The 26,858-nt window shown below is 35.9% G+C and carries 22 protein-coding genes, 9 tRNA genes, 1 rRNA gene, 1 pseudogene and 1 other annotated feature; of the genes and pseudogenes, 3 read left to right on the forward strand and 30 right to left on the reverse strand.

The window, feature by feature from the left end; genetic code table 11:
• Window positions 1-223: 223 nt before the first annotated feature.
• The 22 genes and pseudogenes from BN1058_RS13590 to BN1058_RS13695 all read right to left on the reverse strand — a co-directional run bounded on the left by BN1058_RS13590 (window position 224) and on the right by BN1058_RS13695 (window position 13,233).
• Complete coding sequence (locus BN1058_RS13590) at window positions 224-439, reverse strand: His/Gly/Thr/Pro-type tRNA ligase C-terminal domain-containing protein (protein WP_141652159.1); 216 nt, start codon at window positions 437-439, stop codon at window positions 224-226.
• Window positions 440-684: 245 nt separating this feature from the next.
• The gene (locus BN1058_RS13595) at window positions 685-1,665 is read right to left on the reverse strand and encodes a tRNA dihydrouridine synthase (protein ID WP_090858888.1); all 981 of its coding nucleotides are present in this window, start codon (window positions 1,663-1,665) and stop codon (window positions 685-687) included.
• 210 nt (window positions 1,666-1,875) lie between these two features.
• Window positions 1,876-2,658 carry a hypothetical protein gene (locus BN1058_RS13600; protein WP_090858891.1) on the reverse strand — a complete coding sequence of 261 codons (783 nt, stop codon included), beginning with the start codon at window positions 2,656-2,658 and terminating at the stop codon, window positions 1,876-1,878.
• A gap of 27 nt (window positions 2,659-2,685) precedes the next feature.
• Window positions 2,686-3,270 (reverse strand): hypothetical protein, encoded by a 585-nt coding sequence (locus tag BN1058_RS13605; RefSeq protein ID WP_090858894.1) that lies wholly within the window; start codon window positions 3,268-3,270, stop codon window positions 2,686-2,688.
• Window positions 3,271-3,611: 341 nt separating this feature from the next.
• On the reverse strand, window positions 3,612-5,414 hold the full coding sequence (glmS, locus tag BN1058_RS13610) for a glutamine--fructose-6-phosphate transaminase (isomerizing) (RefSeq protein WP_090858897.1): 1,803 nt from the start codon (window positions 5,412-5,414) through the stop codon (window positions 3,612-3,614).
• A 472-nt stretch (window positions 5,415-5,886) separates the two neighbouring features.
• Window positions 5,887-7,236: a phosphoglucosamine mutase gene (gene glmM / locus BN1058_RS13615; RefSeq protein ID WP_090858900.1), complete on the reverse strand. Its 1,350-nt coding sequence runs from the start codon at window positions 7,234-7,236 to the stop codon at window positions 5,887-5,889.
• Between the two features lie 92 nt (window positions 7,237-7,328).
• The gene (locus tag BN1058_RS13620) at window positions 7,329-8,564 is read right to left on the reverse strand and encodes a CdaR family protein (protein ID WP_090858903.1); all 1,236 of its coding nucleotides are present in this window, start codon (window positions 8,562-8,564) and stop codon (window positions 7,329-7,331) included.
• Window positions 8,557-9,381, reverse strand: coding sequence for a diadenylate cyclase CdaA (gene cdaA, locus BN1058_RS13625; protein ID WP_090858905.1), 825 nt, complete (start codon window positions 9,379-9,381; stop codon window positions 8,557-8,559). Before cdaA ends, BN1058_RS13620 begins: the two co-directional genes overlap by 8 nt.
• 211 nt (window positions 9,382-9,592) lie before the next feature.
• Window positions 9,593-9,778 carry a hypothetical protein gene (locus BN1058_RS13630; RefSeq protein ID WP_090858908.1) on the reverse strand — a complete coding sequence of 62 codons (186 nt, stop codon included), beginning with the start codon at window positions 9,776-9,778 and terminating at the stop codon, window positions 9,593-9,595.
• 305 nt (window positions 9,779-10,083) lie between these two features.
• On the reverse strand, window positions 10,084-10,491 hold the full coding sequence (locus BN1058_RS13635; protein ID WP_090858911.1) for an anti-sigma factor family protein: 408 nt from the start codon (window positions 10,489-10,491) through the stop codon (window positions 10,084-10,086).
• A 15-nt stretch (window positions 10,492-10,506) separates the two neighbouring features.
• Window positions 10,507-11,037 (reverse strand): annotated as a pseudogene (gene sigW, locus BN1058_RS13640) (RNA polymerase sigma factor SigW); the annotation flags it as partial.
• Between the two features lie 133 nt (window positions 11,038-11,170).
• A tRNA-Ala gene (locus BN1058_RS13645) sits at window positions 11,171-11,246 on the reverse strand.
• A gap of 32 nt (window positions 11,247-11,278) precedes the next feature.
• A tRNA-Lys gene (locus BN1058_RS13650) sits at window positions 11,279-11,354 on the reverse strand.
• A 7-nt stretch (window positions 11,355-11,361) separates the two neighbouring features.
• Window positions 11,362-11,436, reverse strand: a tRNA-Gln gene (locus BN1058_RS13655).
• A 46-nt stretch (window positions 11,437-11,482) separates the two neighbouring features.
• Window positions 11,483-11,568, reverse strand: a tRNA-Tyr gene (locus BN1058_RS13660).
• Window positions 11,569-11,589: 21 nt separating this feature from the next.
• A tRNA-Thr gene (locus BN1058_RS13665) sits at window positions 11,590-11,665 on the reverse strand.
• A 3-nt stretch (window positions 11,666-11,668) separates the two neighbouring features.
• Window positions 11,669-11,744: transfer RNA gene (locus tag BN1058_RS13670), tRNA-Val, on the reverse strand.
• 3 nt (window positions 11,745-11,747) lie between these two features.
• Window positions 11,748-11,822: transfer RNA gene (locus BN1058_RS13675), tRNA-Glu, on the reverse strand.
• A gap of 18 nt (window positions 11,823-11,840) precedes the next feature.
• Window positions 11,841-11,912, reverse strand: a tRNA-Thr gene (locus BN1058_RS13680).
• 3 nt (window positions 11,913-11,915) lie between these two features.
• A tRNA-Asn gene (locus BN1058_RS13685) sits at window positions 11,916-11,990 on the reverse strand.
• 62 nt (window positions 11,991-12,052) lie between these two features.
• Window positions 12,053-12,168, reverse strand: a 5S ribosomal RNA gene (gene rrf / locus BN1058_RS13690).
• Window positions 12,169-12,327: 159 nt separating this feature from the next.
• Window positions 12,328-12,632, reverse strand: a sequence feature (16S ribosomal RNA rRNA prediction is too short).
• A 382-nt stretch (window positions 12,633-13,014) separates the two neighbouring features.
• Window positions 13,015-13,233, reverse strand: a complete 219-nt coding sequence (locus tag BN1058_RS13695) for a hypothetical protein (RefSeq protein WP_090858916.1) — start codon at window positions 13,231-13,233, stop codon at window positions 13,015-13,017.
• A gap of 154 nt (window positions 13,234-13,387) precedes the next feature.
• On the opposite strand from BN1058_RS13695, the gene pdaB reads away from it, so the two are divergent.
• Both pdaB and gerD read left to right on the forward strand, forming a co-directional pair.
• Window positions 13,388-14,152: a polysaccharide deacetylase family sporulation protein PdaB gene (gene pdaB / locus BN1058_RS13700; protein WP_090858920.1), complete on the forward strand. Its 765-nt coding sequence runs from the start codon at window positions 13,388-13,390 to the stop codon at window positions 14,150-14,152.
• Window positions 14,153-14,253: 101 nt separating this feature from the next.
• Window positions 14,254-14,898: a spore germination lipoprotein GerD gene (gene gerD, locus BN1058_RS13705; RefSeq protein WP_090858923.1), complete on the forward strand. Its 645-nt coding sequence runs from the start codon at window positions 14,254-14,256 to the stop codon at window positions 14,896-14,898.
• A gap of 58 nt (window positions 14,899-14,956) precedes the next feature.
• Here gerD and BN1058_RS13710 read toward each other — a convergent pair whose 3' ends face one another.
• The 3 genes from BN1058_RS13710 to cwlD form a co-directional block, all read right to left on the reverse strand.
• Window positions 14,957-15,541 carry a hypothetical protein gene (locus tag BN1058_RS13710; RefSeq protein WP_141652160.1) on the reverse strand — a complete coding sequence of 195 codons (585 nt, stop codon included), beginning with the start codon at window positions 15,539-15,541 and terminating at the stop codon, window positions 14,957-14,959.
• 182 nt (window positions 15,542-15,723) lie between these two features.
• A complete protein-coding gene (locus tag BN1058_RS13715) occupies window positions 15,724-16,770 on the reverse strand; it encodes a P-loop NTPase (RefSeq protein WP_090858928.1) in 1,047 nt (348 codons plus the stop codon).
• 90 nt (window positions 16,771-16,860) lie between these two features.
• Window positions 16,861-17,568, reverse strand: coding sequence for an N-acetylmuramoyl-L-alanine amidase CwlD (gene cwlD, locus BN1058_RS13720; RefSeq protein WP_090858931.1), 708 nt, complete (start codon window positions 17,566-17,568; stop codon window positions 16,861-16,863).
• Window positions 17,569-17,762: 194 nt separating this feature from the next.
• On the opposite strand from cwlD, the gene ilvB reads away from it, so the two are divergent.
• Complete coding sequence (ilvB, locus tag BN1058_RS13725; RefSeq protein ID WP_090858934.1) at window positions 17,763-19,427, forward strand: biosynthetic-type acetolactate synthase large subunit; 1,665 nt, start codon at window positions 17,763-17,765, stop codon at window positions 19,425-19,427.
• Between the two features lie 148 nt (window positions 19,428-19,575).
• On the opposite strand, the gene BN1058_RS13730 is transcribed toward ilvB, so the two are convergent.
• Genes BN1058_RS13730 through BN1058_RS13750 form a run of 5 tightly spaced genes read right to left on the reverse strand, consistent with a single transcriptional unit; the run spans window position 19,576 to window position 26,857 of the window.
• On the reverse strand, window positions 19,576-20,478 hold the full coding sequence (locus BN1058_RS13730; RefSeq protein WP_255307088.1) for an ROK family protein: 903 nt from the start codon (window positions 20,476-20,478) through the stop codon (window positions 19,576-19,578).
• 49 nt (window positions 20,479-20,527) lie between these two features.
• Window positions 20,528-21,904, reverse strand: a complete 1,377-nt coding sequence (locus BN1058_RS13735; RefSeq protein WP_090858937.1) for a glycoside hydrolase family 1 protein — start codon at window positions 21,902-21,904, stop codon at window positions 20,528-20,530.
• A gap of 15 nt (window positions 21,905-21,919) precedes the next feature.
• On the reverse strand, window positions 21,920-23,230 hold the full coding sequence (locus BN1058_RS13740; protein ID WP_090858940.1) for a glycoside hydrolase family 125 protein: 1,311 nt from the start codon (window positions 23,228-23,230) through the stop codon (window positions 21,920-21,922).
• 30 nt (window positions 23,231-23,260) lie between these two features.
• Window positions 23,261-25,987 carry an alpha-mannosidase gene (locus BN1058_RS13745; RefSeq protein ID WP_090858943.1) on the reverse strand — a complete coding sequence of 909 codons (2,727 nt, stop codon included), beginning with the start codon at window positions 25,985-25,987 and terminating at the stop codon, window positions 23,261-23,263.
• 42 nt (window positions 25,988-26,029) lie between these two features.
• Window positions 26,030-26,857, reverse strand: a complete 828-nt coding sequence (locus BN1058_RS13750; protein ID WP_176694532.1) for a carbohydrate ABC transporter permease — start codon at window positions 26,855-26,857, stop codon at window positions 26,030-26,032.
• Between the last annotated feature and the right edge of the window lies 1 nt (window position 26,858).

Consider the following 26,858-nt stretch of genomic DNA (forward strand, 5'->3'; position numbering starts at 1 on the left):
TCCCTTGGGTCCAACTACAGAAAGCCAATCCTATCCTGAAAAACGACAATGAAAGGCACAATAAAATAAAACAGAGAACATCTGCACATAGCCTTACATTGTTTGTTTTCGTAAATAGGATTAATACTTCATGTAATTGGTTCACCCTTCCATTTAAAGTTACTTATAACAATACACTTAACGATTAATGATTGTCAACTCTTCATTTAAATTGGATCATTATTTAAACTCGCGCAAACAAATATGGTTCAATCTTTTCATCTCCGGAATACATGTCTTTTATCTTAAGCTGTTTGTTTTTGATTTCATCTTCTCCAATAATGATTACGTTACGAATGTTTGCTTTATTTGCTTTTTCAAGTGCTTTTCCTAATTTTTTATTACTCATCTCATATTCAACTTTATAACCTTTTTGTCTTAAATCATTTGCTACTAACAAGGATTCATATTGTCCTGCTGCTTGCAATATGTTGTGGAAAGCAGCAACATGAATCCTCTCAAAAAGAAAAAGCCCTCCTTCAGACTGAATACATCCAAAGGAGGATTAAAAGTGGTAGATTTCTAATGTGTTCGCCGGATTATCGCTGTATTCGCCGAATTATCTGCGTGTTCGCCGGATTATCGCTGTATTCGCCGAATTCTAACATATATTTATAAAAATCATAACTTTTTTACATTGTTTACTTACAATTCACTTACATCACCATACTCAGACTCGAAGCGATCAAGCAATGCGCGTACTTGATCTGTTGTCTCGGTGTGCATTAATTCATTTCTTAAATGACTTGAACCTCTAAATCCTCGTACATATATCTTGAAAAAGCGACGTAAAGGTTTGAACGGACGCGATTCTTCAGCAGTATATTTATCAAAAAGATCCAAATGCAACCTTAATAAATCAAGAAGTTCCTTACTATTATGGTCTTTTTTCTCTTTTTTAAAGGCAAATGGATTGGTAAAAATACCACGCCCAATCATTACACCATCCACACCATATTGGTTAGCAAGCTCTAAACCAGTTTGACGGTCAGGAATATCCCCATTGATTGTCAAAAGCGTATTTGGTGCTACCTCATCACGTAGCTTTTTAATTTCCGGGATCAGCTCCCAATGGGCATCTACTTTACTCATTTCTTTTTTTGTACGCAAATGGATAGAAAGGTTAACAATGTCTTGCTTCAATATGTGTGTGAGCCAGTCGTGCCACTCATCTACATCTGTATAACCAAGTCTCGTCTTCACACTGACAGGTAGTCCTCCTGCTTTGGCTGCTCGTATTAGCTCTGCCGCAACTTCAGGACGACGAATAAGGCCACAACCTTTACCGTTACCTGCCACATTTTGTGCAGGACAACCCATGTTGATATCAATACCGCGGAACCCTTCTTTCGCCATGCCAATACTCATTTGACGAAAAAACTCCGGCTTATCCCCCCATATATGTGCCACCAGCGGCTGTTCATCTTCGGTATAAGTCAAACGTCCGCGAACGCTTTGATGTCCATCTGGGTGGCAATAGCTTTCTGTATTAGTAAACTCGGTAAAGAACACATCTGGTCTACCCGCTTCACTCACTACATGACGAAAAACAACATCTGTCACATCTTCCATTGGTGCTAATATAAAAAACGGTCGTGGTAAATCACGCCAAAAATTATCTTTCATAACTAAATTTCAATCCTTTCATTATCGACACATTCGAACAAAATCCTATTATTATACAAAAATAAAAAGCAAAGATATCTTTGCCTCTTGTATACTTATACCATGCTTGAGCACCTTTTTTCAATCTATTTTATTTGGTAACTTACCATAATTCGTGTCAATTTTAGGATCAAGTACTACTTATCAAAATGCGTTATCTTTTCTTATCAATTAATTACTAATTGGAAGGAATCGATACTCCAAATTTGTTCTACATTCATTCAATATATAATAACCTTCTGTTTCATCCTTTGACATAAATCCGCATTGCTGTGGAGCATGGTTAAAAACGTCCTGCGATTCATTTTCTGCTGCGCTATAATAGCTCAAATCAGGGTAAACTTCAATCCAACGCTGATCGGCATTTTTATCATACCTTGATCTCAGATCATATATAAGTACACCTTTTATCCCTTCATTCTTCACTATCCTGATTTCACTTTCATTGTCTTCTCCATTTTCTCCAGCAACTTTCATAAACTTTTCAAGTGTGTCTTTATTTTTTAAATTGCCATCCTTTAGAACTACATCCTTTTCGTCTGGATAAAACGCTTTTATCTGCTCTTCGTCCCCTTTATTATTATTAGAAGAATCTTGTTGTGTCCCTTCCCGTTTTGCTAATTGGAGTTGAGCATTTAAGACACCTAATTGAAGACCAAACACAATCGCTTGGTTTTCAGTCTGGTTCTCACCACTTGTATCAATTTTTTCAATCGCTTCCATTGCTTTTTCAATTTGTTTTTGATTTGTTGAAGCCTTTATGTTTCCTGATTTCCCCTCTTGGATGTCTTCTTTATCTGAATCCACAAATAAATCATTCACCTTTTTTATAGCCATTCTAACTTTAGCTTCATTACTAAAAGAGCAAGCTTGCAATGCGAATATGACACTTAAAACAATAAATAAGTTAAGTATAATTTTTCTTTTTAACTTTACAGAAGATTCTTTATCCAATTTAACACTCCTAAACATTCTGACATGTTACTTTAACATAGGCCTTCCTATTCTATTTTTTTTAAATAAACTAAAGAGTATACTAATAAATAAAAAAGAACTTATTATTAAAACAAAAGTAAAAATATTAAAATACAAGCTGTTTAAGTGTATGTCCTTCCACCATTCCAACCAATTATTCATTGAATAATTTAATTTTCTTTCTATACTATCTACAAAGTTAAGCTGTAAATATGATGAAATTAATATAACGATTAATGTAAAAAACAAGCTTAAATATTTAATTGACATACTTTTATATTTTAATTTGGTGTAACCTTGATTAGCAATTAATATACTAAAGGCTAAAAACAGAATCATAGATAATCCAATGTAAGGAATATGTGGATTCCCATTCCCCGAAGCTTCAGTAGGCGGAACAGTCAAAATACTAAAAATGATAATGAAATTTAACATATTATACAAAAATAAAATTAAAAGAATTACTATATCCTTTTTAGAAATGTGGTCCTCTCCCCACAATTGATAAGTCTTTATAGTTATAAATAGACCAATAAGTAAAAAGCCATACAACAATACAAAGATAATCCCATCAGGTAGTAATCCAAACATCCGCTTCCTCCTTTATGATTTAATACTAATGTATACTATTAATTATAAACCAAAATGACCTATTATTAATTGAAAGTATATATAAACTAACAATTTTTTCAAGTCGTTCTAACTAATAAAAATAATTCTTACGTGATAACATAAATATGTTTTTTTCCTTTTCCATCCTTGTCTCTTCTAGTTTGTTTTCCACCCATCTGTGGCAATTTTATTAAAGATCTATGAAGTTATTTAAAAACACTCCCCCCTTTCATAAAAGGAAGAAGTGTATAAAAGAATGCTATATTTAATTGGTACATGATTCTAAAAACTGAATATAAAAAACTATTAACCTAATCCTCTTACTCCACCGTCACACTTTTTGCTAGATTACGTGGTTTATCCACATCACAATCTCGGTGTAGTGCTGCATAATAAGCTAAGAGTTGCATTGGTATGACACTTACTAATGGTGTCAGTAATTCATGTACCTGCGGTAATATAAAGGCATCATTAGCTTGACTTAAACCTTCCATACTAAAGATACATGTTTTTGCGCCTCGTGCAGCCACTTCTTGCACATTACCTCGAATCGAATAATTTACATTTTCTTGCGTAGCAATGGCAACCACTGGGGTACCTTCTTCAATCAAAGCAATCGTACCATGCTTTAACTCCCCGCCTGCAAATCCTTCTGCTTGAATATAAGAGATTTCCTTTAATTTGAGTGACGCTTCTTGTGCGACAAAGTAATCAACACCACGTCCAATAAAGAACGCATTACGTGTTTCAGCAAATAAATCTTTTGCTATTTGTTCAAAGGTATCTTTTTGATCTGTTAAAGATTCCATTACACTTGATACGATGGCTAGCTCTTGTAATGGATCAAAGTCTAATGTCATTTCTTTAGCTTTAGCGGTAGCAACTGCTAATATCGTTAGTACTGCAATTTGCGCAGTGTATGCTTTAGTGGAAGCAACTGCAATTTCTGGCCCTGCATATAAATGCAAGGTATAATCTGCTTCACGAGAAAGGGTAGAACCTGGGACATTTGTTATCGTAAGTGCTGGGTGACCTAATTCCTTAATCCGGACTAATACCGAACGGCTATCTGCTGTTTCACCGCTTTGTGATATAAAAATAAACAATGGTTTGGCAGATAGTAATGGCATATTATAAGAAAATTCACTAGCAATATGAACCTCTACTGGTATATTAGCTAGGTTTTCAAGCATTTGTTTTCCAATTAAACCTGCATGATAACTGGTGCCCGCTGCAATAATATAAATACGATCTGCTTCTAACATCGCATCTTGAACAGCTACATCTAGTTTGATACTTCCTTGTTGATTTTGATACGCTTGAATAATTTTACGCATGACAAAGGGTTGCTCATCAATTTCTTTTAACATAAAGTGTGGATAGGTTCCTTTTTCAATATCTGAAGTATCAATTTCAGCAATAAACGGTTCCCGTTCTACTGCAATACCATCAAGATTTTGAATCTCTACATAATTACGATTGACAAGCACAACCTCCTTATCTTGAATGTCAAGATAACGATCGGTTTCTTTTAACGTTGCCATCGCATCACTAGCGACTACGTTAAATCCGTCACCTATTCCTACTAATAACGGGCTTTTATTCTTTGCTACATATATCGTATTCTGATCTTCTGCATCGATCAGCGCAATGGCATAAGAACCCTTTAACAGAGATATGGTTTGACGAAAAGCTTCTTCTACATCTAGAAACTGGTTATATATCACTTCTATTAATTGTACAATCACTTCTGTATCAGTTTCACTTACTAAATCTACATCTGATAAATAAGCATCACGAAGCTCATAATAGTTTTCAATTACACCGTTGTGAACAAGGGTGAATCGACCAGAAGAGCTTTGGTGCGGGTGTGCATTTTCTTCACTTGGTTCGCCATGTGTCGCCCAGCGAGTATGACCAATTCCAATAGAAGACCCCACCGTTGCATCAATTTTTTCGCGTAACGTAGCGATACGACCTTTCGCTTTAAACAAATGCAGACCATGATTATTAAGTGTTGCGATCCCTGCAGAATCATAACCTCGATATTCTAATTTCTCAAGTCCATTTAATAAAATTTCTTTCGTATCATTTTGTCCAATATAACCAACAATTCCACACATTTCGTTTTCCTCCTAAAATATGAAAGAGGCAAACAAACGAAACCTGTTATATACATCGGGGCGTTTATTTGCCCCTTTCTCATGATGTTTTTGACATCATCTGCTATTATTCTTGTACAACGAGTCGCCTCATTGTTTTCGAATGATAGCCTATCGGTTGGAGATGTGTGCAACCGGGAGGTACCCGCCGACTTAATTCGAATGAACCTCCACCTCGTCAACTATTTTTCACCGCTCGAAAAATAGTTCAGGCGCTTGTGTTACTTTTCGCTTAACGATCCACCTTTCTATGCTTGAATCAACGCTCTTTAAAAAAAGAACAATTTCTATTCTACCCGAGAATAACGTAGCTAGCAATCTTTTTTTTATCAATCATCTGTATGGTTTGGTTCTCGGTACTATAATCTATGATATTTTCAAGCAAGCGTGAAAAAAGGGTAGCTTGTCTATAAAGACTCCGCTACCCTTTTAACTATTGTTTCATTCCTAACAATCCATCAATTGTTTGTACCACTTCATCTGCTACCTGATGGCATATTTCAATGGTAGGTGCTTCTACCATCACACGTACAAGTGGCTCTGTTCCTGATGGGCGTACTAGTACTCGGCCATCATCACCCATTTTTTCTTCTGCTTTAGCAATGACTTCTTGTATCCGTGGATGTATAAGTGCTTGTTGCCTATCAATTACTCTCACATTCTTTAAAACTTGTGGAAATTTTTCCATTTCACTTGCGAGTTCTGATAGTTTCTTTCCTGTTTCTTGCATGACGTTTACTAACTGCAAAGCCGTTAGCATGCCATCACCAGTTGTAATGTAGTCTAGGAAAATAATATGACCTGACTGCTCTCCACCAAGGTTATAGCCACCTTTGCGCATTTCTTCCATCACGTAACGATCTCCTACAGCAGTCTTATCGCTTTTCATTCCTTCTGCTTCTAATGCCTTATAGAAACCAATATTACTCATTACTGTTGAAACAACTGTAGAGTGATGCAATAGCCCTTTACTGTTTAGATATTTAGCACAAATGTACATGATCTGATCACCATCTATAATGGTGCCCTGTTCATCTACTGCAATAATTCGATCACCATCACCATCAAAAGCTAAACCAACATCTGCCCCTTTGTCTAAAACAAATGATTGTAACGCTTCTGGGTGTGTGGAACCAACACCATCATTAATATTCAAACCATCTGGTGATGTTCCAATTGTTGAAAGGTCAGCTTCTAGATCTGCGAACAAGTGTGTTGCTAGTGTAGACGTTGATCCATGCGCACAGTCTAAAGCAATATGTATACCTTCAAAATCGTTATCAACTGATTGTTTTAAGTATTGGATATACTTTTGTCCACCTTCAAAATAGTCATTAATTTGTCCAATATCTTTACCAATTGGTCTTGGTAATTCGTCTGTTTCTGCATCAAGCAGTGCTTCAATTTCTTGTTCTTGTGCATCTGTTAACTTAAATCCATCAGGACCAAAGAATTTTATACCATTATCTTCTACCGGGTTATGTGATGCAGAAATCATCACACCTGCCTCTGCGCTCATTGCTTTAGTTAAATAGGCAACACCTGGTGTTGTAATAACTCCTAAACGCATTACTTCTGCTCCAATTGATAAAAGCCCAGCTGTCAGTGCATTTTCTAACATACTTCCTGATATTCTTGTATCACGCCCAATAAGAATTTTTGCTTTAGACGTCTCTTTTGTTAGTACATATCCTCCAAATCGGCCTAACTTAAATGCAAGTTCTGGAGTTAATCCTTGGTTTGCAACTCCTCGAACCCCATCTGTACCGAAATATTTACCCATAATGTACCTCTCCTTTGTTCCTAATTAACACGTTATCATTGCTACTGTGTTAATAGTGTTATCTTTCAATGTTAGTTTCATACAATAATAGTTTATTCAATACGTATTGTAACTGTTTCTCTTGCTAAAGATATATTTAATCCCTCTGGAGCACTGATATCAATTGGAAGTTCATGTTTACCAGGGTTCAGATCAGAAGCATCAACAGATACAGAAAGATCAGAGGCTTCTATCTTTCCTAATTTTGATTCATATCCACTCACAGTAATATCCACTGCTCCACTTGTTTCCTCAACAAATGAAGCAGTGTAAGGATTATCTACATCTTTTATCTCTATAGAAACATCTTCAAATGTTGTTTTAATTTCTCTATCTACTTTGATATTTACTCTAATTGTATTTGGATTAATTAATCTAACATATTCAAGTTGATTTAAGTTAACCTCAATAGAGGTATCTTCATTTATATCACTTAGATCAATTGCTTCTGTTTCTATTTCTGTTAACCCTTCCAAATCTGTTTCTGAAGCAAAAACTTGTACTTCTTCTTTATTGGGAGTAATTGATGTTATTTTTATACCATCAGGTGTTTCTCCAGTGGTCTGTACACTAACAGGAACACTTTTGTTTGGATTATCTACATTTATCATCACATCAACCGTTTCAGGCTCAATTCTAGCGCTTAACTCATTACCCTCACTATCATAAACACGTATCTTTACATCTTCTATTTCTACTGACTCTTGTATACCTTCAACATCTACAAAGGCTTTAACAACAGAAATACGGTCAATCACACTCTTTGAACTTGTGATCTTAACTGTCGAAGGATTAACTGATGCTTCCTGTAATTCATATCCTGGTGCTAATAGATTTTCATTTGTATAATCTACTTTTACCTCAAACTCTGCAGACGCTCTCTCCTCAATGGTAACTTCAATTACTTCAGGATCAATGGTAACATTTAATCGATCAGATATACCTTCGTACTCTAAAGGAACCGTATACGTACCAGGCTCTAGATCCTCTAAATCAACAAATACATCAAAATTCCGCTGTGTTGCGGTAGACTGAACAACACTTACTGTCCCTTCTAATGTAATAGTAGCTGTATCTGGTACACCACTTACTGCATACTTATCATCTAATTTTACATTAATGGGTACATCATTTACAATCTGTGTTTCTTGCGAGCTACTGAATAAATCTAATCGTAGCGCATCTCCATTGCTATCTTGGTTATCAAATCTGATGACAGTAAAAATAAGCAAAGCCAATATTAAAGAGATCACACGAATAACCCAAGGTTTGTTTAACCAATCATTCATTGTTTTTTCCCCTCCAAGTCCAAGATTTTGCCGTAGGGGATTTAATAAAATAAATCTCTAAATCCTTTCGTAACATATTCATAAGTTTTTCTTGATCTAAATCACGATGCAATTCACCATTCTTTGTATAAGAGATCTGACCAGTCTCCTCTGAAACAACAATTGTTAACGCATCTGTTACTTCACTAACTCCCATTGCTGCTCTATGACGAGTACCTAACTCTTTAGAGATAAACGGGCTCTCTGACAGCGGTAAATAACATGCAGCAGCGACTATCTTATCTTGCTTAAGAATAACAGCACCATCATGTAATGGTGTATTAGGAATAAAGATGTTCGTTAATAATTGATTCGTAAGTTGACCGTGAATCGGTATTCCTGTTTGAATGAAATCTCCCATATTCGTATCTCTTTCAATGGTAATTAAAGCACCTATTCGACGTTTACCCATATAGTTACATGATTTCGTAATAGCATCAATTACTTGATTCAAAATCTCTTCTTCTGAATTCTTATTACGAGTAAAAAAACTCCCTCGTCCAATTTGTTCTAACGCTCGACGCAACTCGGGTTGAAATAAAATAATAATTGCCACTGGTCCCCAAACAATAACTTGCTCTATAATTACTTGTACTGTTTGCAAATTCAGAAAATAACTTATAAGATAAAAACCTAATACAACGAAGATACCCTTTAGTAGCTGAATTGCTTTGGTACCACGGATAAGCATGATTAGTTTATACAGGACATACCAGATAAGGGCGATATCTACTACAATACGCAACACATTAAATATATCTACTCCCCCATCAAGCATAATTACACTTCCTTCTTCTCATTGTTTATCGTCCCATCTGTAAAATAATGACTTGGTCCATTATAGCATAAATAAAGCAATGTTCATAAACATTACTCTAATAATCTATTCATTATTATACCAAAAGTATGTAAGTTTGCAGAATAAAACAAATATTATTTCTAAAAAAATAAACAGAGAATTAATGAAATTACTCTGTTTATCTAAAAGGTTAATTTGCCAAATTTATCATATTCTTCCCGAACTTTTTAATGTGATACCACATCCACTCAAATACTTGATTTACTTGTTCTATTTCTCCATTGATGTTTCCAGCCGAAGCCATTAAATGCTCGCCATTGATCAATGTAACATTACCATTTACATTACCATCAATCTGTAGATCAACATTTTTCACTACCAAATCACCTTCAATTGTAACTCCCTCTGGTACAATAACTTTTCCATCTTTAATAATTACGGTTCTACGTCAAATGTTGGGGTAGGAGTACTTGCTCCTATCCCTTAACCTACTTGAAAATCTAAATCTTTATATTGATGATGCAATAATACACGTAACCTTAATCGATCATATCGTTTAAAGCCGAATGCATTACGTTTAATTTCATGTTAAACTGCATATACACGCATCTCCTATCCCTTTGGTTTGTTTTTCGTCAATTCAAGTGTAAAGGATATAGGAGCTTGCGTGTTTTATTTTGCTTAATTTTTTTCATACCCCAACATATATAATAGAGCCATAATTACATGCTGATCATTTGAGACAGATAATTGCCCTGATTGATCCCATGTTGAGAAAATACTCCCGAACATTAAAACAAAGAATATTGCTGCTGCAGTTAAGATAGGGTGCGATTTAAACCAGCGCATGTAACCCCATCTGCGTTTCTCTTTGGGCAAATTAGCCATCACTTTTGTCGTAAAATTAGAAGATGGCTGCATTGTACTTGTACTTTTAACCAATGTATCTGTACGCGTTAATTCATGGAAATATTTCTGACAATCCTCACATTTTTGTAAATGGGCTTTTAACTGTCTTTCTTCTTGCAAAGATAGCTCATCATCCAGATATTTATGCATTAAGTTAACAAATTCATTTTTGCAGTTCATTGTATTCACATCCCTTTATACGTGACGAAGTTTTTTCCGAAGAGCTTCCCTTCCTCTATAAATTCTAGTCTTAACCGTTCCAATAGGAATATCTAATATTTCACTAATTTCGGCTAAAGACAGTTCATCAACAAAACGTAAAGCAATAACACTACGATATTTAGTAGGTAAGCTCATAATTTGCTGCTGAATATAAGATTGCAATTCCAAACTCTCCACTTCCTCTTCGGGCAATGGCTGTTCTTTGGCAAGTTGAGAATACATAGTCAAGCCATCCGTACCTTTCACTTCTCCATCTAAATAAAAGTCAGGCTTCTTTTTACGAATACGATCAATCGTAACATTTGTTGCAATACGAAAGAGCCATGTAGAAAATTTTCGTTTATCATCATAGGAATGGATATTTACAAAGGCACGTATAAAAGCCTCTTGAGCCAGATCCTCTGCTTCATGTGTATTTCCTATCATACGGAAGCATATTTGATACACCTTGTCTTGATAAAAGGCAACGATATCTTCAAATGCGGATTGATCCCCTTTTTTAACAAGATTTTAAATTAACTAGCAATAGGTTATATGACAAAATTTTTCATCAAACTTTCACCCTGTTTGACAAAAAGCCCATAAAAAAAGAACTGAACATTATTTATAACGTCCAATTCCCTTAACACATTATGTATGGTGGAGCCTAGCGGGATCGAACCGCTGACCTCCTGCGTGCAAAGCAGGCGCTCTCCCAGCTGAGCTAAGGCCCCTTATTATTTCGCAATGCACCATTTTATTAAAATGGTGAGCCATGGAGGATTCGAACCTCCGACCCTCTGATTAAAAGTCAGATGCTCTACCAACTGAGCTAATGGCTCACTAAACTGGCTGGGCTAGCTGGATTCGAACCAGCGCATGACGGTACCAAAAACCGTTGCCTTACCGCTTGGCTATAGCCCAATAAAATAACAGTGCTTTATCCACTGTTAATAAGATGCTATAAAGATGGTGGAGGGAGTAGGACTCGAACCTACGAACCCGATGGGAGCGGATTTACAGTCCGCCGCGTTTGGCCAACTTCGCTATCCCTCCATATCATTATTTAAATGAAACTGGTGCCGGCCAGAGGACTTGAACCCCCAACCTACTGATTACAAGTCAGTTGCTCTACCAATTGAGCTAGGCCGGCTTATGGTGGAGGATGCAGGGCTCGAACCTGCGACCCCCTGCTTGTAAGGCAGGTGCTCTCCCAGCTGAGCTAATCCTCCAAATGGTGACCCGTACGGGATTCGAACCCGTGTTACCGCCGTGAAAGGGCGGTGTCTTAACCACTTGACCAACGGGCCAATTTAAAATCATCACAGAGCTTCCAGCCGGACTTGAACCGGCGACCCCTTCCTTACCATGGAAGTGCTCTACCGCTGAGCTATGGAAGCATATGGCTCCACAGGTAGGATTCGAACCTACGACCGATCGGTTAACAGCCGATTGCTCTACCACTGAGCTACTGTGGAACAATAAATAGTCTAATAAACCTGTTGCTTCACAAAGCTAAACTAATAATTTAAAAAGGCTTGCCTAGCGACGTCCTACTCTCACAGGGGCAAGGCCCCAACTACCATCGGCGCTGAAGAGCTTAACTACTGTGTTCGGCATGGGAACAGGTGTGACCTCTTCGCTATTGTCACTAGGCCTTCAAGGATGAAGGTCATGCAGACGTTGCCACACGATGTGGCGAAATTAGTCTGTATTCCTTTAAATTAAAGGATGCACCTTCAAAACTAGATAAGATAGACAAGTATTCATATCATATATAATCTAGCTTCATCAACCAACAACTGGGTGTCTTCGCCAATCGCCCTACGATAAGTCATCATCAATTTCTTGTCAGAAATTGTGATTCCTTTATCTCAGTTAATTGTCTCCAGCCACTGCGTTGTTAAACGGTTGTTTCCGCTTTTTAATATAGTTAAGTCCTTTCATCATTGGTTTATGCAAACCAATGTTTTATCCGGTATTAGCCCCGGTTTCCCGGAGTTATCCCAGTCTTACAGGTAGGTTGCCCACGTGTTACTCACCCGTCCGCCGCTCATTCCACAAGCGCACACCCCGAAGGGTGATTGCTTGCTTCCTGCGCTCGACTTGCATGTATTAGGCACGCCGCCAGCGTTCGTCCTGAGCCAAGATCAAACTCTCCATAAAATTGGCTTGCACACGGATGTGCTGACATCGACGTTGCAACACGGATGTTGCGAACTTAGTCGACGATCATTGAGTTTGCTTACTCATTACTTGACTAGCATGTTACTTCTTAACATATTGGTTGTTTTGTTCAGTTTTCAAAGATCAATTTTTGTCGTCTGTTTTGGCGACGAAATATAATATATCATGGTTTTAATAAGGTGTCAATAACAATTTTTAAAAAATAAATATATTATTTATTTTGTTCGATTTGTTCTGACAACAAGAAATAATATAGCACAGGAATTTGCATTTTGCAATATGTTTTTTGTAGATTTATATAAAAAATTGTCTGATTCATTCGCTTTTGGTTTTAGGAATATACTTCACTATTTCTCCTTCGTTAGCCACTCGACGAAATAGCTTAAATAATACCTTATACCGATCAAGCATTGCTGTTCTCACTAATTTATCTAAACGACTATCTTCCATATCAAATAACAACTCTTCCAATTCACGCTTAATTAAATACTCTATTTCTCTTTGCTCTATATCATTAATTAGCATCCCTAACATAAATAAACTCCTCATTTCTTTATTACCTTATTTTATCATTAAACAACTTTTTACAATTAATATTCCTCTTTTTTGTCTTTCTTTAAACCTTTTTAATCATATTAAAATATTTATCTCATATGATATAGCAAGTCCACAAAAAGGAGATAGTCCGATGACACATTTTTTTGTATTTAAACTAAAGAAAAGTAAATCTATTGCATTATTATTATTGTTGTCTTTATGTACTGCTTTATTTATATGGATTGAATCAGAAAGTAACTTTTCTGTTTTTTCTAGTAAGGAAAATCCTGCTGCACTAAGCCAAGGAAACCCTGATGATCCCTCTATTGCTTTAACCTTTAATATCAGTTGGGGAACAGAAATGGTCGAACCAACATTAGAAGTACTTAAAAAACACGATGTTACGACTACTTTCTTTCTAATTGGTGAATGGGCGGAGCATCATCCTGATTTAGTTGAAAAAATTGAAGCAAACGGGCATGAAATAGGGATGATGGGATACCGTTATGAAAGTTATGTCAAACAAGAAATTGAACAAGTTCGAAAAGATTTAGCAAAAGCACAAGATACCTTTGCTTCATTAGGTTATTCCGACCTACGCTTATTAAGAACACCAAGTGGGCACCTAAATAGCGAGGTCATGAAGCTTGCCGAAAACCAAGGATATGATGTTATACAATGGAATGTAAACCCTCGTGATTGGGAAAATCCCGGTACACAGGTAATTATTGATCACGTACTAAAAAACACAAACAATGGAGATATTATTTTATTAAACGCATCAGACTCTGTTAAGCAAACACCAAAAGCTTTAGAAACAATTTTACCTACTTTAAAACAAAAAGGTTTATCGTTTGTAACCATTTCTGAGTTAATTTCTCGAGCTCAAGCGGAAAATAATGAAGTGAGAGAATAACATGACAACAATATCCTTTCTCATTCCTTCAATTTCATACATAAAAAACTGCTTTTTCATCATATTAAGAGTAAGAAAGAAGGAAGAAAGGAAACACAAAAATGAAACAATTATATATGATTATGTTTATCTGCCTACTACTTCTCTCTGGCTGTAACGGAGGTGGCGAACAATCAAGTGGAAATCAAGAAACATATGATACCACGAAGAAAATGGTGACAGATATTTTAAAGACAGATGAAGGAAAAAAAGCAATTACAGATGTGCTGGCAGATGAAGAAATGCAAAAGACATACGTTATTGAATCAAAAATTGTAGAAGATGCAGTTACAAAGGCTTTATCCTCAGAAGAAGGAAAAGCCTTTTGGGATAAGATGTTTGCCGATCCTAAGTTTGTTAAAGGTTTCTCGCAATCTTTAATGGAGCAACAAAAAGAAGTTTTAAAAGGGTTAATGGGTGACTCAGAATACCAAAGTAAAATGATGGAAATACTAGCAAACCCTGAAATGGAAAAACAAATGGTAACGGTATTGAAGGGGCAACAGTTCCGTGAACATTTAGAAAAAACAATTCAAGAAACAATGAATTCACCACTATTTAAGGCAGAAATGACAGAAGTTATTCTAAAAGCCGCGCAAGAAATGAAAGGATCACAATCAGGGTCCGGGCAAGAGGAACAAAAAGGATCATCCGGTTCAAGCGGTGAAAATAGTCAACAGTCTGAGTCCGGTGGGCAGAGCTCCTAAAAATATGTTTAATTAAATAACACAGACTTCATTTAACGGAAGTCTGTGTTATTTTATTTTAGCGATTAAAACCACTTATAGCTTTTGATAAGTCATTGTCTTGTAAAATGTTAAAATAACTAATTTTATTATTATCATTCACACGAGCCCGTCCAGTTACCTCTGCTTTTTGTTTATCGCCATAAGATACGTATACAGTGAAATGATATAAATTATCCGAGTCATTACTCTTCTTAAAAGATATGTCATCCACTTTTAACTGAATATCAGAGTAATATGCAGGAACTCGGTAAGTAAAAAAATAGGTTGTTATATACTTCTCATACATATCTTCTGTAAAATAGGATCTATATTTTTGTTCAAAGTAATTTTCCAGCTCCGTTTCTTCTTGAAAAGCAACCAACTCACTACCACCGATAATAGTGGCATTTTCTGATGACTCTAATAAACGAATTAGCTCTGCATCAGCTGCTGAAAACTGGTCATTCAATATATGTTCGATAACTTCTTGTTTGTTTTGATCTTGATTTAATAAAAAGTAACCACCCATAAACAATAGTATAGCTGTTACGAGACCTAGTAAAATAAATCGTAAAGAGCGCTTTCTGTACCCATTTGTTTTTCCTTCTCTTCTATTATTCATTCTCATTACCACGTCCTAACTTTTACAATATTATAATAATTACCTTTATTTTACTTTATGTTTGTGAAAAGTAAAGATGTTTATTTTTTCAAAAAAACAAAATCCCTACTAAGTTGCATGATCTACTTAGTAGGGATTTGATTAACAAAACAATATATATTGTTTATTAAATAAACTTTATATTAAAAGTTTTTAATTACATAAGAAGCAATTTCTTGATAAGCATTTGATAAAGGATGATCTTCTTGATAGATAGATGCGTGGGAATTCTCTTCTTTATAAGGTTGCGCTAAAGGTAATTGTGCAATAAGTGCAGTATCTAATTCTTCTGCTAATTTCTCCCCACCACCTTGGCCAAACACATACTCACGTTCACCGGTAACCTTACTTTCAAAATAAGCCATATTCTCAATTACACCAATAACTCCATGGTTTGTATTAATTGCCATTTGTCCTGCCCTAGCCGCTACAAAGGCTGCAGTAGGATGTGGTGTAGTAACAATTAGCTCCTTTGATGAAGGAATTAAGTTATGCACCGATAAAGCCATATCACCAGTACCAGGTGGCAAATCTAATAATAGATAGTCCAAGTCGTCCCATTCCACTTCTGTAAAAAAGCTTTTAAGCATTTTACCAAGACGAGGGCCTCGCCAAACAACAGGTGAGTTATCTTCTACAAAGAATCCCATCGATATCATTTGCACACCATGTCGCTTGACCGGAACAATACGATTGCCTTTTAATGTCGGACGATTAGTTACTCCCATCATATCTGGGACACTAAACCCATAGATATCGGCATCAATAATTCCAACCTTCTTACCGAGTCTTGCCAAGGCTACCGCTGTATTTACGGTGACAGTAGATTTTCCAACGCCACCTTTTCCGCTTGCTATCGCTAAAAATTTCGTCTTTGTTTTCCCGCTTAATAAAGTCGCTTTGCCATTACCATTTTCCGTTCCAAACTTCTGTAAAACTTCCTCCGGTAATTGAGTAAATCGCAAACCAACTGTTGGCACCCCAGCTTGTTTTAATATATTCACAATTTCCTGCTGTAATTGCATTTGTTCAGCTGTATTTAACTTGGCAATTGCTATCTTCACACTCACATGCTGTTTTTCTTCCTTTACAAGTACCTCTACTACTCCACCTGTTTCTTCTAATGTTTTATGTAAAAAAGGATCCTTTACTTCATTTAAACGTTCTATTACTTCTTCTTTTGTAAGCAAAATGACACCTTCCTTCTTTTATCAACAAAATCTATTAGAAGTAGTATAGCATATTTTCATCTATTTCGTGGTCTGTGAAGCAACAATTGCTTATTCATCGCTCTCTGTAACATATCGTAGTATCCCTTCATACAAGCTCGCAGCCATTTTCGTTTGGTAAGCAGTTGTTTTTAATAAATCTCTTTCATGCGTATTGGACAAAAATCCAATTTCAACCAAAGCACCTGGACATTGCGCATACTTCAATAAATAAATACCATTAATCGCCAAAGCTTCTCTATTCGTATTTTCTAAATTTCGTTTTATTTCAGATTGAATCAGTTTAGATAAGTTTTCACTACCTTCTAATGATGGGTAATAAAATGTCTGCGCTCCACTCCAACGCGAAGAAGGAACCGCATTTAAATGAACACTAACAAAAAAATCCGGATCTTTTTCTTTAATGAAAGCTACACGCTGTTTTAAATCTTGCGTTTTTCGATTAGATAAACCCTTTGTATCTTCCGCTAGGTCCTGATCACTTTCACGTGTCATATAAACTAGTGCACCAGATTGCTGCAGATAATCTCTTAACTTTTTCGTGACTGCTAATGCTATTTCTTTTTCTTTTGTATCATCACTTCCCTCTGCTCCCCCATCTACACCACCATGACCTGGATCTAAAACAATGACTTGACCCGCCAATGGCAAAGACCAAGAATCCCACGAATCGGTAGTCTTCTGAATAGGGTATTGAATGAGAATAACTAATAAGATTGCACCACTTATCCAAAGAATCACTTTGGTTATTTGATTCATTTCTTTCCCTCCCACACCGAAGCCTATGCTTCACTATATGGGACAAGGATCAGGAATATACCTAGTAAAAAATGTTTGTTCTTCATCTAAAAAAATTTGTTAATTAATTAAGCGAAACTTTTGTCCAAGTGATGTAAGTCACTACGTGTTTTTTCAGAAAAATTAAAATAATAAGAAAAAGGAGCGTGGATCGCTTGGATACAATATTGGTTCAAAAAAAGACTGGAACTGCAATGTTGAGTGATTTTTTAAAGGAAAAAGATATTAAAACTATTTTTCAGTCTAATAGAAATTCACTATTTCTAGATCAACACGGTTTAGAGAATATACAGCTTATACACGAACAAAGCGTTGTTCATGCTGCGGATGGCTATAGCCGTGCAACCGGAAAGCCAGGCGTTGCTATTATTACTGCAGACTCCGGGCTAACGAATGCTATTACTAGTATGGGAACTGCTCAACTTGACTCTGTTCCAATGGTTATTTTTGCACAGCATGTCACAACTCAAATTGATCAACAACTGGATGTAGAAGGGGTAACCAAAGCAGTTGCAAAATATACGATAACAGTATTGTCTATAGACCAGTTCCCAGCAGCGATTAACGAAGCTTTCTACATTGCAACAACTGATCGTCCAGGTATCGTCATTGTTAGTCTTCCTGCAAACCTATTAGAGGAAACGATGGAATGCAAGGTTTCTACCCCTACTGATATTTCACAATGGAATAGCACGAAAACAATTCCTGCATCACTTCTCAATCGCGTCATCGATACGGTCGAAACAGCAAAGAAACCAGTTCTACTCGTTGGAGGAGGAACAGTTATTTCCGGTGCAAATGAAGTGCTAAAGGCATTTATTAATAAAACGAAGATCCCTTTTGTTAGCACACTGATGGGTTTGGGGGCGGTTCCTGTAAACCATCATCTTCATTTAGGCATGGTGGGGATGCACGGCACATTTGCAGCTAACCGTGCAGTTCACCAAGCTGACGTATTAATTTGTTTAGGTGTTCGATTCAGTGATCGAATTACTGGTAAAACAAAGGGGTTTTCACCATATTCACGAAAAATACAAATTGATATTGATCCAGCAGAAGTAAATAAAAAAATTGAAATTGATGACCCTGTGATTGGTAATGTAAAACAGGTTTTACAATTATTATCTCAACAAATAAAACAATTAGATTTTCCTACTTGGCACCAAGAAGTACAAAGTTGGAATAAAAAATCTAGTCGATTTCATCAATCGAAGCAACATCTTATTGGTCCAGATCAAATTATCCAAGCATTGCATGAGAAAGCAGCAACTGATGCAATTATTGCTACAGATGTTGGTCAACATCAAATGTGGACAGCGCACCACTATCCTTTTGAATTACCACGTCGATTCTTAACTTCTGGCGGATTTGGGACAATGGGTTATGGATTACCAGCAGCTATTGGCGGTGCTTTTTCTTCACCTAATCAACAAGTAGTTTGCATAACAGGTGATGGTAGTATCCAAATGAATATACAAGAACTCATCACAGCTGTACACTATAACCTAAACATAAAAATAGCTATTTTAAAAAATGGATATTTAGGAATGGTGCGCCAATGGCAACAACTTTTCTACCAGCGTAATTATTCACAGGTTAAAATTTCGTCACCTGATTATGTAAAACTGGCAGAAAGCTATGGTGCAATGGGGTTAAGAGCGAACAGTGTAAATGAAGCAAAGGAAATCATTTTAACAGCCTTTCAAACAGAAGGTCCTGTAATGATGGAGTTTACTATTGAAGATGAGCGTAATGTATATCCAATTGTACCACCAGGAGGGAACAATACCGATGCACTTGCAGAAGCGGAGGAAAAGTAATAGCATAAGAAAAATGAAAAAAGTTATACTTCACAAAAAACAGCAGGGGCCCAAAGCATCTAGCCCCTCTCTCAATTTAATATACATAAATTGTTTTCTTCTATGCTCTTACAAATCTTATAGAATTATATAAACTTAAATCTTAATACTAATTTATTTGATCTGTTTTTTTCATGTAGTTATGTACTGCACCTATTATGTTAGCATCAGCACTGAAATAACAACTATCAATCGTTGGAGAAAGTGTAGCTACATCAATTTTATCTGTAATTTGCATTAATCGATCTTGTATTTCACTTACAAGGTCTTGTCTTTGACTAATCCCTCCACCAATTAGTATTAGTTCTGGATCAAAAACATATTGAATATTGTATAATCCTATAGCAAGCATATAGTAAAAATCCGCTATAGCTTCTTGACAAATTTCGTCACCCTTTTCTGCATCTGAGAAAATAATTTCTCCTGTTAATAAATTCTGACTAATCTTTTTTTGTAATGCGACACGCCTAATAATAGAAGAAGTAGAAGCAACGTCACTGAACGTACTCATTCCATTGCCTAGATTATTTGCATTTAAAATCATATACCCAAATTCTCCTCCATGCAGGTTGTTCCCCTTATGGATTGAACCATTTTTTATAAGCGCACCTCCTACTCCTGTACCGATAACTACTACTGCGATATCGCTTTTCCCCACAGCTGATCCTTTCCATACTTCGGCTAGCGCAGCACAGTTTGCATCATTTTCAATAGACACAGCCAACCCTGTACTATCTTCAATTAACTTCTTCATATTAGGCCCGTGTATATAAGGAATAGCACTAGATCCGTAAATAAATCCACTTTCAGCCACTGATCCAGGACAACTAATTGCAATTCCCTCTATATTGTATAATGAATAATTCCTCAACTGGTCTTTAATAATAAACAGCAAGTCATCAAGCTGATTCGGCGTCTGTACTTTCCCTTGGGTTAGAATATTCCCATCTTGACTAACAACACCATATTTAATATTTGTCCCACCTAAATCAAACGCAAGAACATTCATCATTTATAGCACACCTCTATCAATATCTCATTAAATTTTAGCGCGGTATATTTTAAAAACCATTGTGCATGGCAACATCACCAAACCATAGACCACTTTTTTTCATATATCGTTGTTTCGTATTTAGATCAATGCGATATAAACCATATCGATTTTTGTATGCATTTAGCCATGACCAATTATCAATAAATGTCCATACATGGTAACCAAAACAATTTGAACCCTCTTCAATAGCCTTATGAAGCCATTTAAGATGTTCTTCATAAAACTCAATTCGATAATCATCTTGAATCATGTCTTTTTCATCTTTAAATCGTTCTTCACCTTCCACTCCCATCCCATTCTCTGCCACATACCAAGGAATATTACCATAATTATCTTTTATATTTGTAGCAATATCGTATAATCCTTTCTCGTATATCTCCCACCCCCGATATGGGTTCATTCGACGATCTGGCCATATATACGGATCAAAGAAACTTTCAGGTAGGATACTATCTGTTTTAGTAGTATTTGCCTCTTTTTCCTTCACCCGCCTTGGTTGATAATAATTCACACCTAAGAAATCAACTGTATTTTCTTTTATTAATTCCAAATCTATTTGATTAACTTCTGGCATTAAATCATGTGTTCGCAATAATTCAACAAGATCGGTCGGATATTCCCCTAAAACGGACGGGTCTAAAAAACTCCGATTGAAAAACAGATCAGCTATCTTAGCTGCTTCTATATCTCCTTTCGACTGACTACGTGGATAAGAGGGTGTTAAATTTAAAATAATACCTATTTGTCCATCCTGACTTAAGTCTCGATAAGTTTTAACTGCCTTGGCACTAGCCAGCATGGAATGGTAAGCAACAACAACTGCACGCTTCATATCTATCACACATGGGTAATGATAGTTATTTAAATAACCCATCTCAACTGGCACAATAGGCTCATTAAATGTGGTCCACTTTTTAACCTTATCACCAAACAATTCAAAGGCCGTTTTTGCATAAAAGTTAAAGGCTTCGACAACTTCTAGACTCTCCCACCCTCCTTTTTCCTGCATATGTAAAGGCATATCAAAATGAAATAGGTTAATAATTGGCTCAATATCATGTTGAATAAGCTCATCAATAAGTTGATTGTAAAAATCAACTGCTTTTTTATTTACTTTTATTCCATCCGGTAACAATCTCGACCAAGATATAGAGGTTCGAAAAGAATTTAAGTGAACAGCTTTCATTCGTTCTATATCCTCTTTAAAGTATTTATAAAAGTCAGATGTATTTTTAGGACCAACACCTTCATAAAATCGCTCTGGTTCTATCTCAAACCAATAATCCCAAATGTTCTGTGCTTTTCCATCTAATTCAGCAGCTCCTTCTGTTTGCGTTGCAGATGCTGCCGCTCCCCATAAAAAACCATTAGGAAATTGATACATTTAAAACACCCTTTTCTACTTTTTATTGTTTTCTAACGCGCTACCCTTCACATTTATACCATTTAAATGCAGAATAAACTCACTAAACATAGCGTTTGCCCAGGAAAACCATTCTCTTGTAAACTGCTTAGGATCATCTACATAAAATCCTTCATGCATAAAATTGGTTTCTCCATCTGTTTGTTTAAATAAATTAAGAATATTTTGTTTCTCTTCATCTGTCTTTGCAGTCATACCCTGAATTGCAAGTGCAATATGCCAAATATAACTTTTCGGTGTATGTGGACTGCCAATACCTCTTGCTACCTTCCCTTCATAAAAATAAGGATTTGATGTACTCAGGAGAAACTGTCTTGTATTTTGATAAATTGTGTCGTCTATGCTGCAATATCCCAAATAAGGGATAGATAATAATGAAGGAACATTTGCATCATCCATTAAATTATAATTGCCTAAGCCATCTGTCTCATAAGCAAAAATTTCACCATATTCGGGATGGTCGACAGTTCCATATTTACGGATGCCTTGATCAATTTTTTTAGCTAAACAACGTGATTGATTTGAGATTTTTTCATCTTGCAGTATTTTGTCCGATATTTCTATAACTTGCTCTAATACAACGACAGCAAACATGTTTGAAGGTATTAGATAACCGTATTGACACGCATCATCACTCGGCCTAAACCCTGACCATGTCATGCCTGTATAACCAACGGGAGAACCCTTACCGTTATTTGTTAACGTATCTTGCAAACGGTCATTCTCTCGTTCAAAGAAATAGTTGGAATATTCTTCGTGGTTTTGCTCAGTTTCCCATACATTAAGAATCTTTTGAACAACTTTCTGAAAAACTTCATTAAAGTGCGATGTCCTGCCAGTTGATTTCCAAAACAAATAAGAGAGATGAAGAGGATAACAAAGTGAGTCAACTTCATATTTACGTTCCCAAATTAAAGGAGTCATTTCTGTTTTATCGTCATGATACCTTTCCCCATTCGGTTCTTCATTAAAAGCATTTGCATATGGATCATGGTTGATATATGACATTTGTTTAAAAATGACTCCCTCGATCATATCTGCTATATACTTATCTTCTTCTGCTAACACTAAATAAGGTCGCACTTGTGCCGCAGAATCCCTTAGCCACATAGCCGGAATATCCCCTGTAATTACAAACATTGTTCCATCTTCTTGATTTTTTAGTGTTGTCCTATACGTATTGGTAAAGCAATTTTGAAACAGAGACTGTATTTTGGGATCATTTTGATACAACAATGTAACTTTATCGACTAACCGCTCCATCGATACAGGTAAACTATTAAACATGTACGCATATCCTCCTATATATCTAGCAGTTCATTTTTCAATTCCAATTGTTAATATTTCATGTTTATCAACCATTATTTTATAATTTTCGGAATTAGTGTATTTGATTTGGGTTATTCTCTCCTCTAAGATATTACTTTTATGGATATTTTTATTTATGTCTTTTAAAATCACATTCATTTCATCCATTATACCTGTCATGTTAAACCAACGAACCATAATATCATTTGTTTTCTCTGATACTTTTAAAGATGAGAAAACTAACCTATTTAACTTAGAATTGTACTCAATAAAAGAGTAAACAGGTGGTAAAGTACCTTTTTTAATTCCAATTTGCTTTGTCAACCATGGGACTTGGCTTTGATAAGAAATATGATATGCGTCTAATTTAGAATCTTCCCCTTGGTGTGGAATGATTTTAAATGATACCGTATGCTCACCTAAACATTGTGCCTCCGGTGTGGGAAAATACCCCCAATCACCTAACTCACCAACAGACCTTAATAAGGTTAGAGCAATTGTTTGACGTTTATCTTGAAGAATTTCATATTCATAAAGACCATAATTCGCAATCGTTAAACCAGACGTTTTATCACTCAAATCAACAAATGCTTGATTATGTTGTGAATTATCAGGATTTTTCCATCCTTCATAGGGTTTGTTATTACGTGTAACAACGTCGAAAATCGAATCTGCTCTATGTATATTAGTATGAATATCTGTTGGAAAAAGCACTCTTAAACGATGATCTTTAGTTTGATTAGTAAAGGTTGTCTTGACATCAATACCTTTACTCTCCTTTTCTAAAGATACATAAGTTGTGATATTAAAATGTATCTTTTTCTTGCTTCTAGTAGCTTTTCTTTTTTTAAAATCAACAAGTTCGCGTTGCTCAAATTCGAGTAACTCAGTAGCGCTTTCCGGTAACTGCCACTTATGATTAATTTCATATATTGCCTGATATGAAGTGTCTTCAATAAGCTTAATTTCAGCCTTTACATCCTCTGTCGTTAATGTTGTATCATTTTCTGGTTGCTTGTACATATACTCATTTCCCACATCTCCAGTATCCTCGTATATACAAAGGTCGGTGAAAATTTTCCCACTCACTTTATCTCTAACTACAAGTGACCCATTGTTTTGAATCTTTACATATAAAAAACTATTTTCCATAATATTTTCACCAGTAACAAGCGTTTGTTTTTTACTATTAGTATTCTCAACGCTAGGGACACAAGCATAAGTCTTCAATCCCAATGCTGGAACCCTGCTCGCATAAAAGTTCACTTGAATTCTCCTCGCGATATAGGGTTGACGAAATTTGTTCTTTGGTAAATCGTAGCCAAAATGGATTCCTAAATCTTCAACGTCACAAGCATGCATATTACCTTCAGAATCAACAATAGTTTTATCCCCTATTGGGAAGGATTTTAATTCTTTTTTGTTAACGCCGCTTGAGAAATATTGTCGTTGCACATCAAGTGTAACCGTTACAACACCCGTACGTTCTTTTCCTGTTGTATTATAAACAACAAATGGAAGAGCATTTTCACCATATTTCTCAAAAGAATTTGTATCTACTTTGTTACTTATAAATTGCAAGTTTTCATCAACAATCATTTCTGCAACATGTCGACTCTTTTCAAAACGTGTTTCCATCGCACGGTGCACTTCATCCACGCTACACCCACAAATACTGTCATGTGGGTGATTTTGCATTAGAATTTTCCAACTATACTCTAGTAAATGATGTTTATATTCAGCACCAAGCATATATGCAAAGGTCGATAGCGGTTCAGCCACTTTCTCTAACAGAACCTCCCCTTTTCGGTTTAACTGTTTTAAATACAAACGAGATGAAGCTGTATTAACTAGTGTGCCCCAACCGTCTGTTTGCTGGCTGCGCAATTCTCCTGATACTGTTTTTAGATTATCCAAAAGAGATATCTCCATTTGATCGATGTAATCATTAAAGCTGGAATGTTTGAATTTAATAGATGGATAAAGCTTTTGAGCTGTTTTGATTGCTTCTGGTAAATTGGTTTGAACGGGTTGATGATCACAGCCATTCATCATAAGTAAGTGTGATGTTGCTGCATATTTTTCCATGGAGGCTATTTTATCACTCCAATAACCCTTGGCTTCTTCTTTGTTAACAGGGATTTCATTCCCATTACAATACCAATTTGCGAATAGAACACCAAGAACGGACGATCCGTCTGGTGATTTCCAATTCATCTCTGAATACGGGGATTCAAATATATCAGTATCTGAGACCTCGTTATTAAATCCCGTCGGTTTAACCCCACGCCCAAAGATAGCTGTTTTAATACCGGCTTGTTTTAATATTTGCGGAGCCTGACTGACATTTCCAAAAGAGTCAGGGAAATAACCAACCTTTGCTAAACCTCCCCATTTTTTTGCATCTTTCATTCCGTATTGGAGGTTCCTCACATTTGCCTCACTACTTGTTAAAAATTCATCTTGCAAAATGTACCACGGACCAACTTGAAGTCGCCCTTCTGTAACATATTGATGAACTTTCTCTCGCATTTCAGGTCTAACCTGCAGATAATCATCTAATATTATTGTATGCCCATCAAGATGGAAACTCTTAAATTCAGAGTTTTGATCAAAGGTTTGTAAAAGTTCATCCATCAAGTCAATTAACAAAACGTGGTGTTTTTCATATGGTAAATACCATTCTCTATCCCAATGTGTATGTGAGATAATATGAACTGTCTTATTATCATTCATCGTTATGCCTCCAAAACTATTTATTCAAAAGATTTTTGGTCTTCACCCTTTTGAAGCCCCACCTAAACTAAACCCTGCAGACATGTATTTTTGACCAATAAAATATAAAATAATTACTGGTATCGTATACACGAAAGAAAAAGCGGCGAGTTGACCATAAAAAACCATTCCATGCTGACCAAAGAATTGAAAGATGGTAACAGAAGCCGGGAGTTTTTCTCTTGTTTGAATTAAAATAAATGGTACAAAAAAGTTTCCCCAGCTATTTGTAAAGGTAAAGATCAATACTGTGAATATACCTGGTTTCATTAAAGGCGCTACTACCTTTCGTAATCCAGTTAAAACCGAAGCGCCATCAATCCAAGCTGATTCCTCTAAAGTTAACGGGATAGAATCAATGAAGTTTTTCATAAGCCAAATGCCATATGGTAAACCTGAAGCAGCCATAAATAGCATTGTTGCAACTAAAGAATCATTAATATTAAAAAATACAAAAAGTTGATATACAGGGACCATAATTGCAGTCATAGGTAGTCCCGACATAAATAAAATTGTAAGTATGACAGAGTTTTTATGTTTAATATGAAATCGAGATAGAGGATAAGCCGCCAATGCAGAACAAATAACAAGCACAATGGATGACACCAATGATAAAGCTATCCCTATGCCAAAAGATCTTAATATCTCGATATCTGTTAAAATTGCCTTCCAATTATCTAAAGTAAATTCATCAGGTAATTTTATTGATAATGTTGCATGTGTATCAAACGATGCAAAGATCACCCATAATAATGGAACAAAGAACATAATGCCTATTATGGATAGAACAGTGTAGGGCAATGCTCTTTGGATTAATTTTTTATTGATCATG

Source organism: Paraliobacillus sp. PM-2, assembly GCF_001368815.1.
Taxonomy (GTDB): Bacteria; Bacillota; Bacilli; order Bacillales; family Amphibacillaceae; genus Paraliobacillus.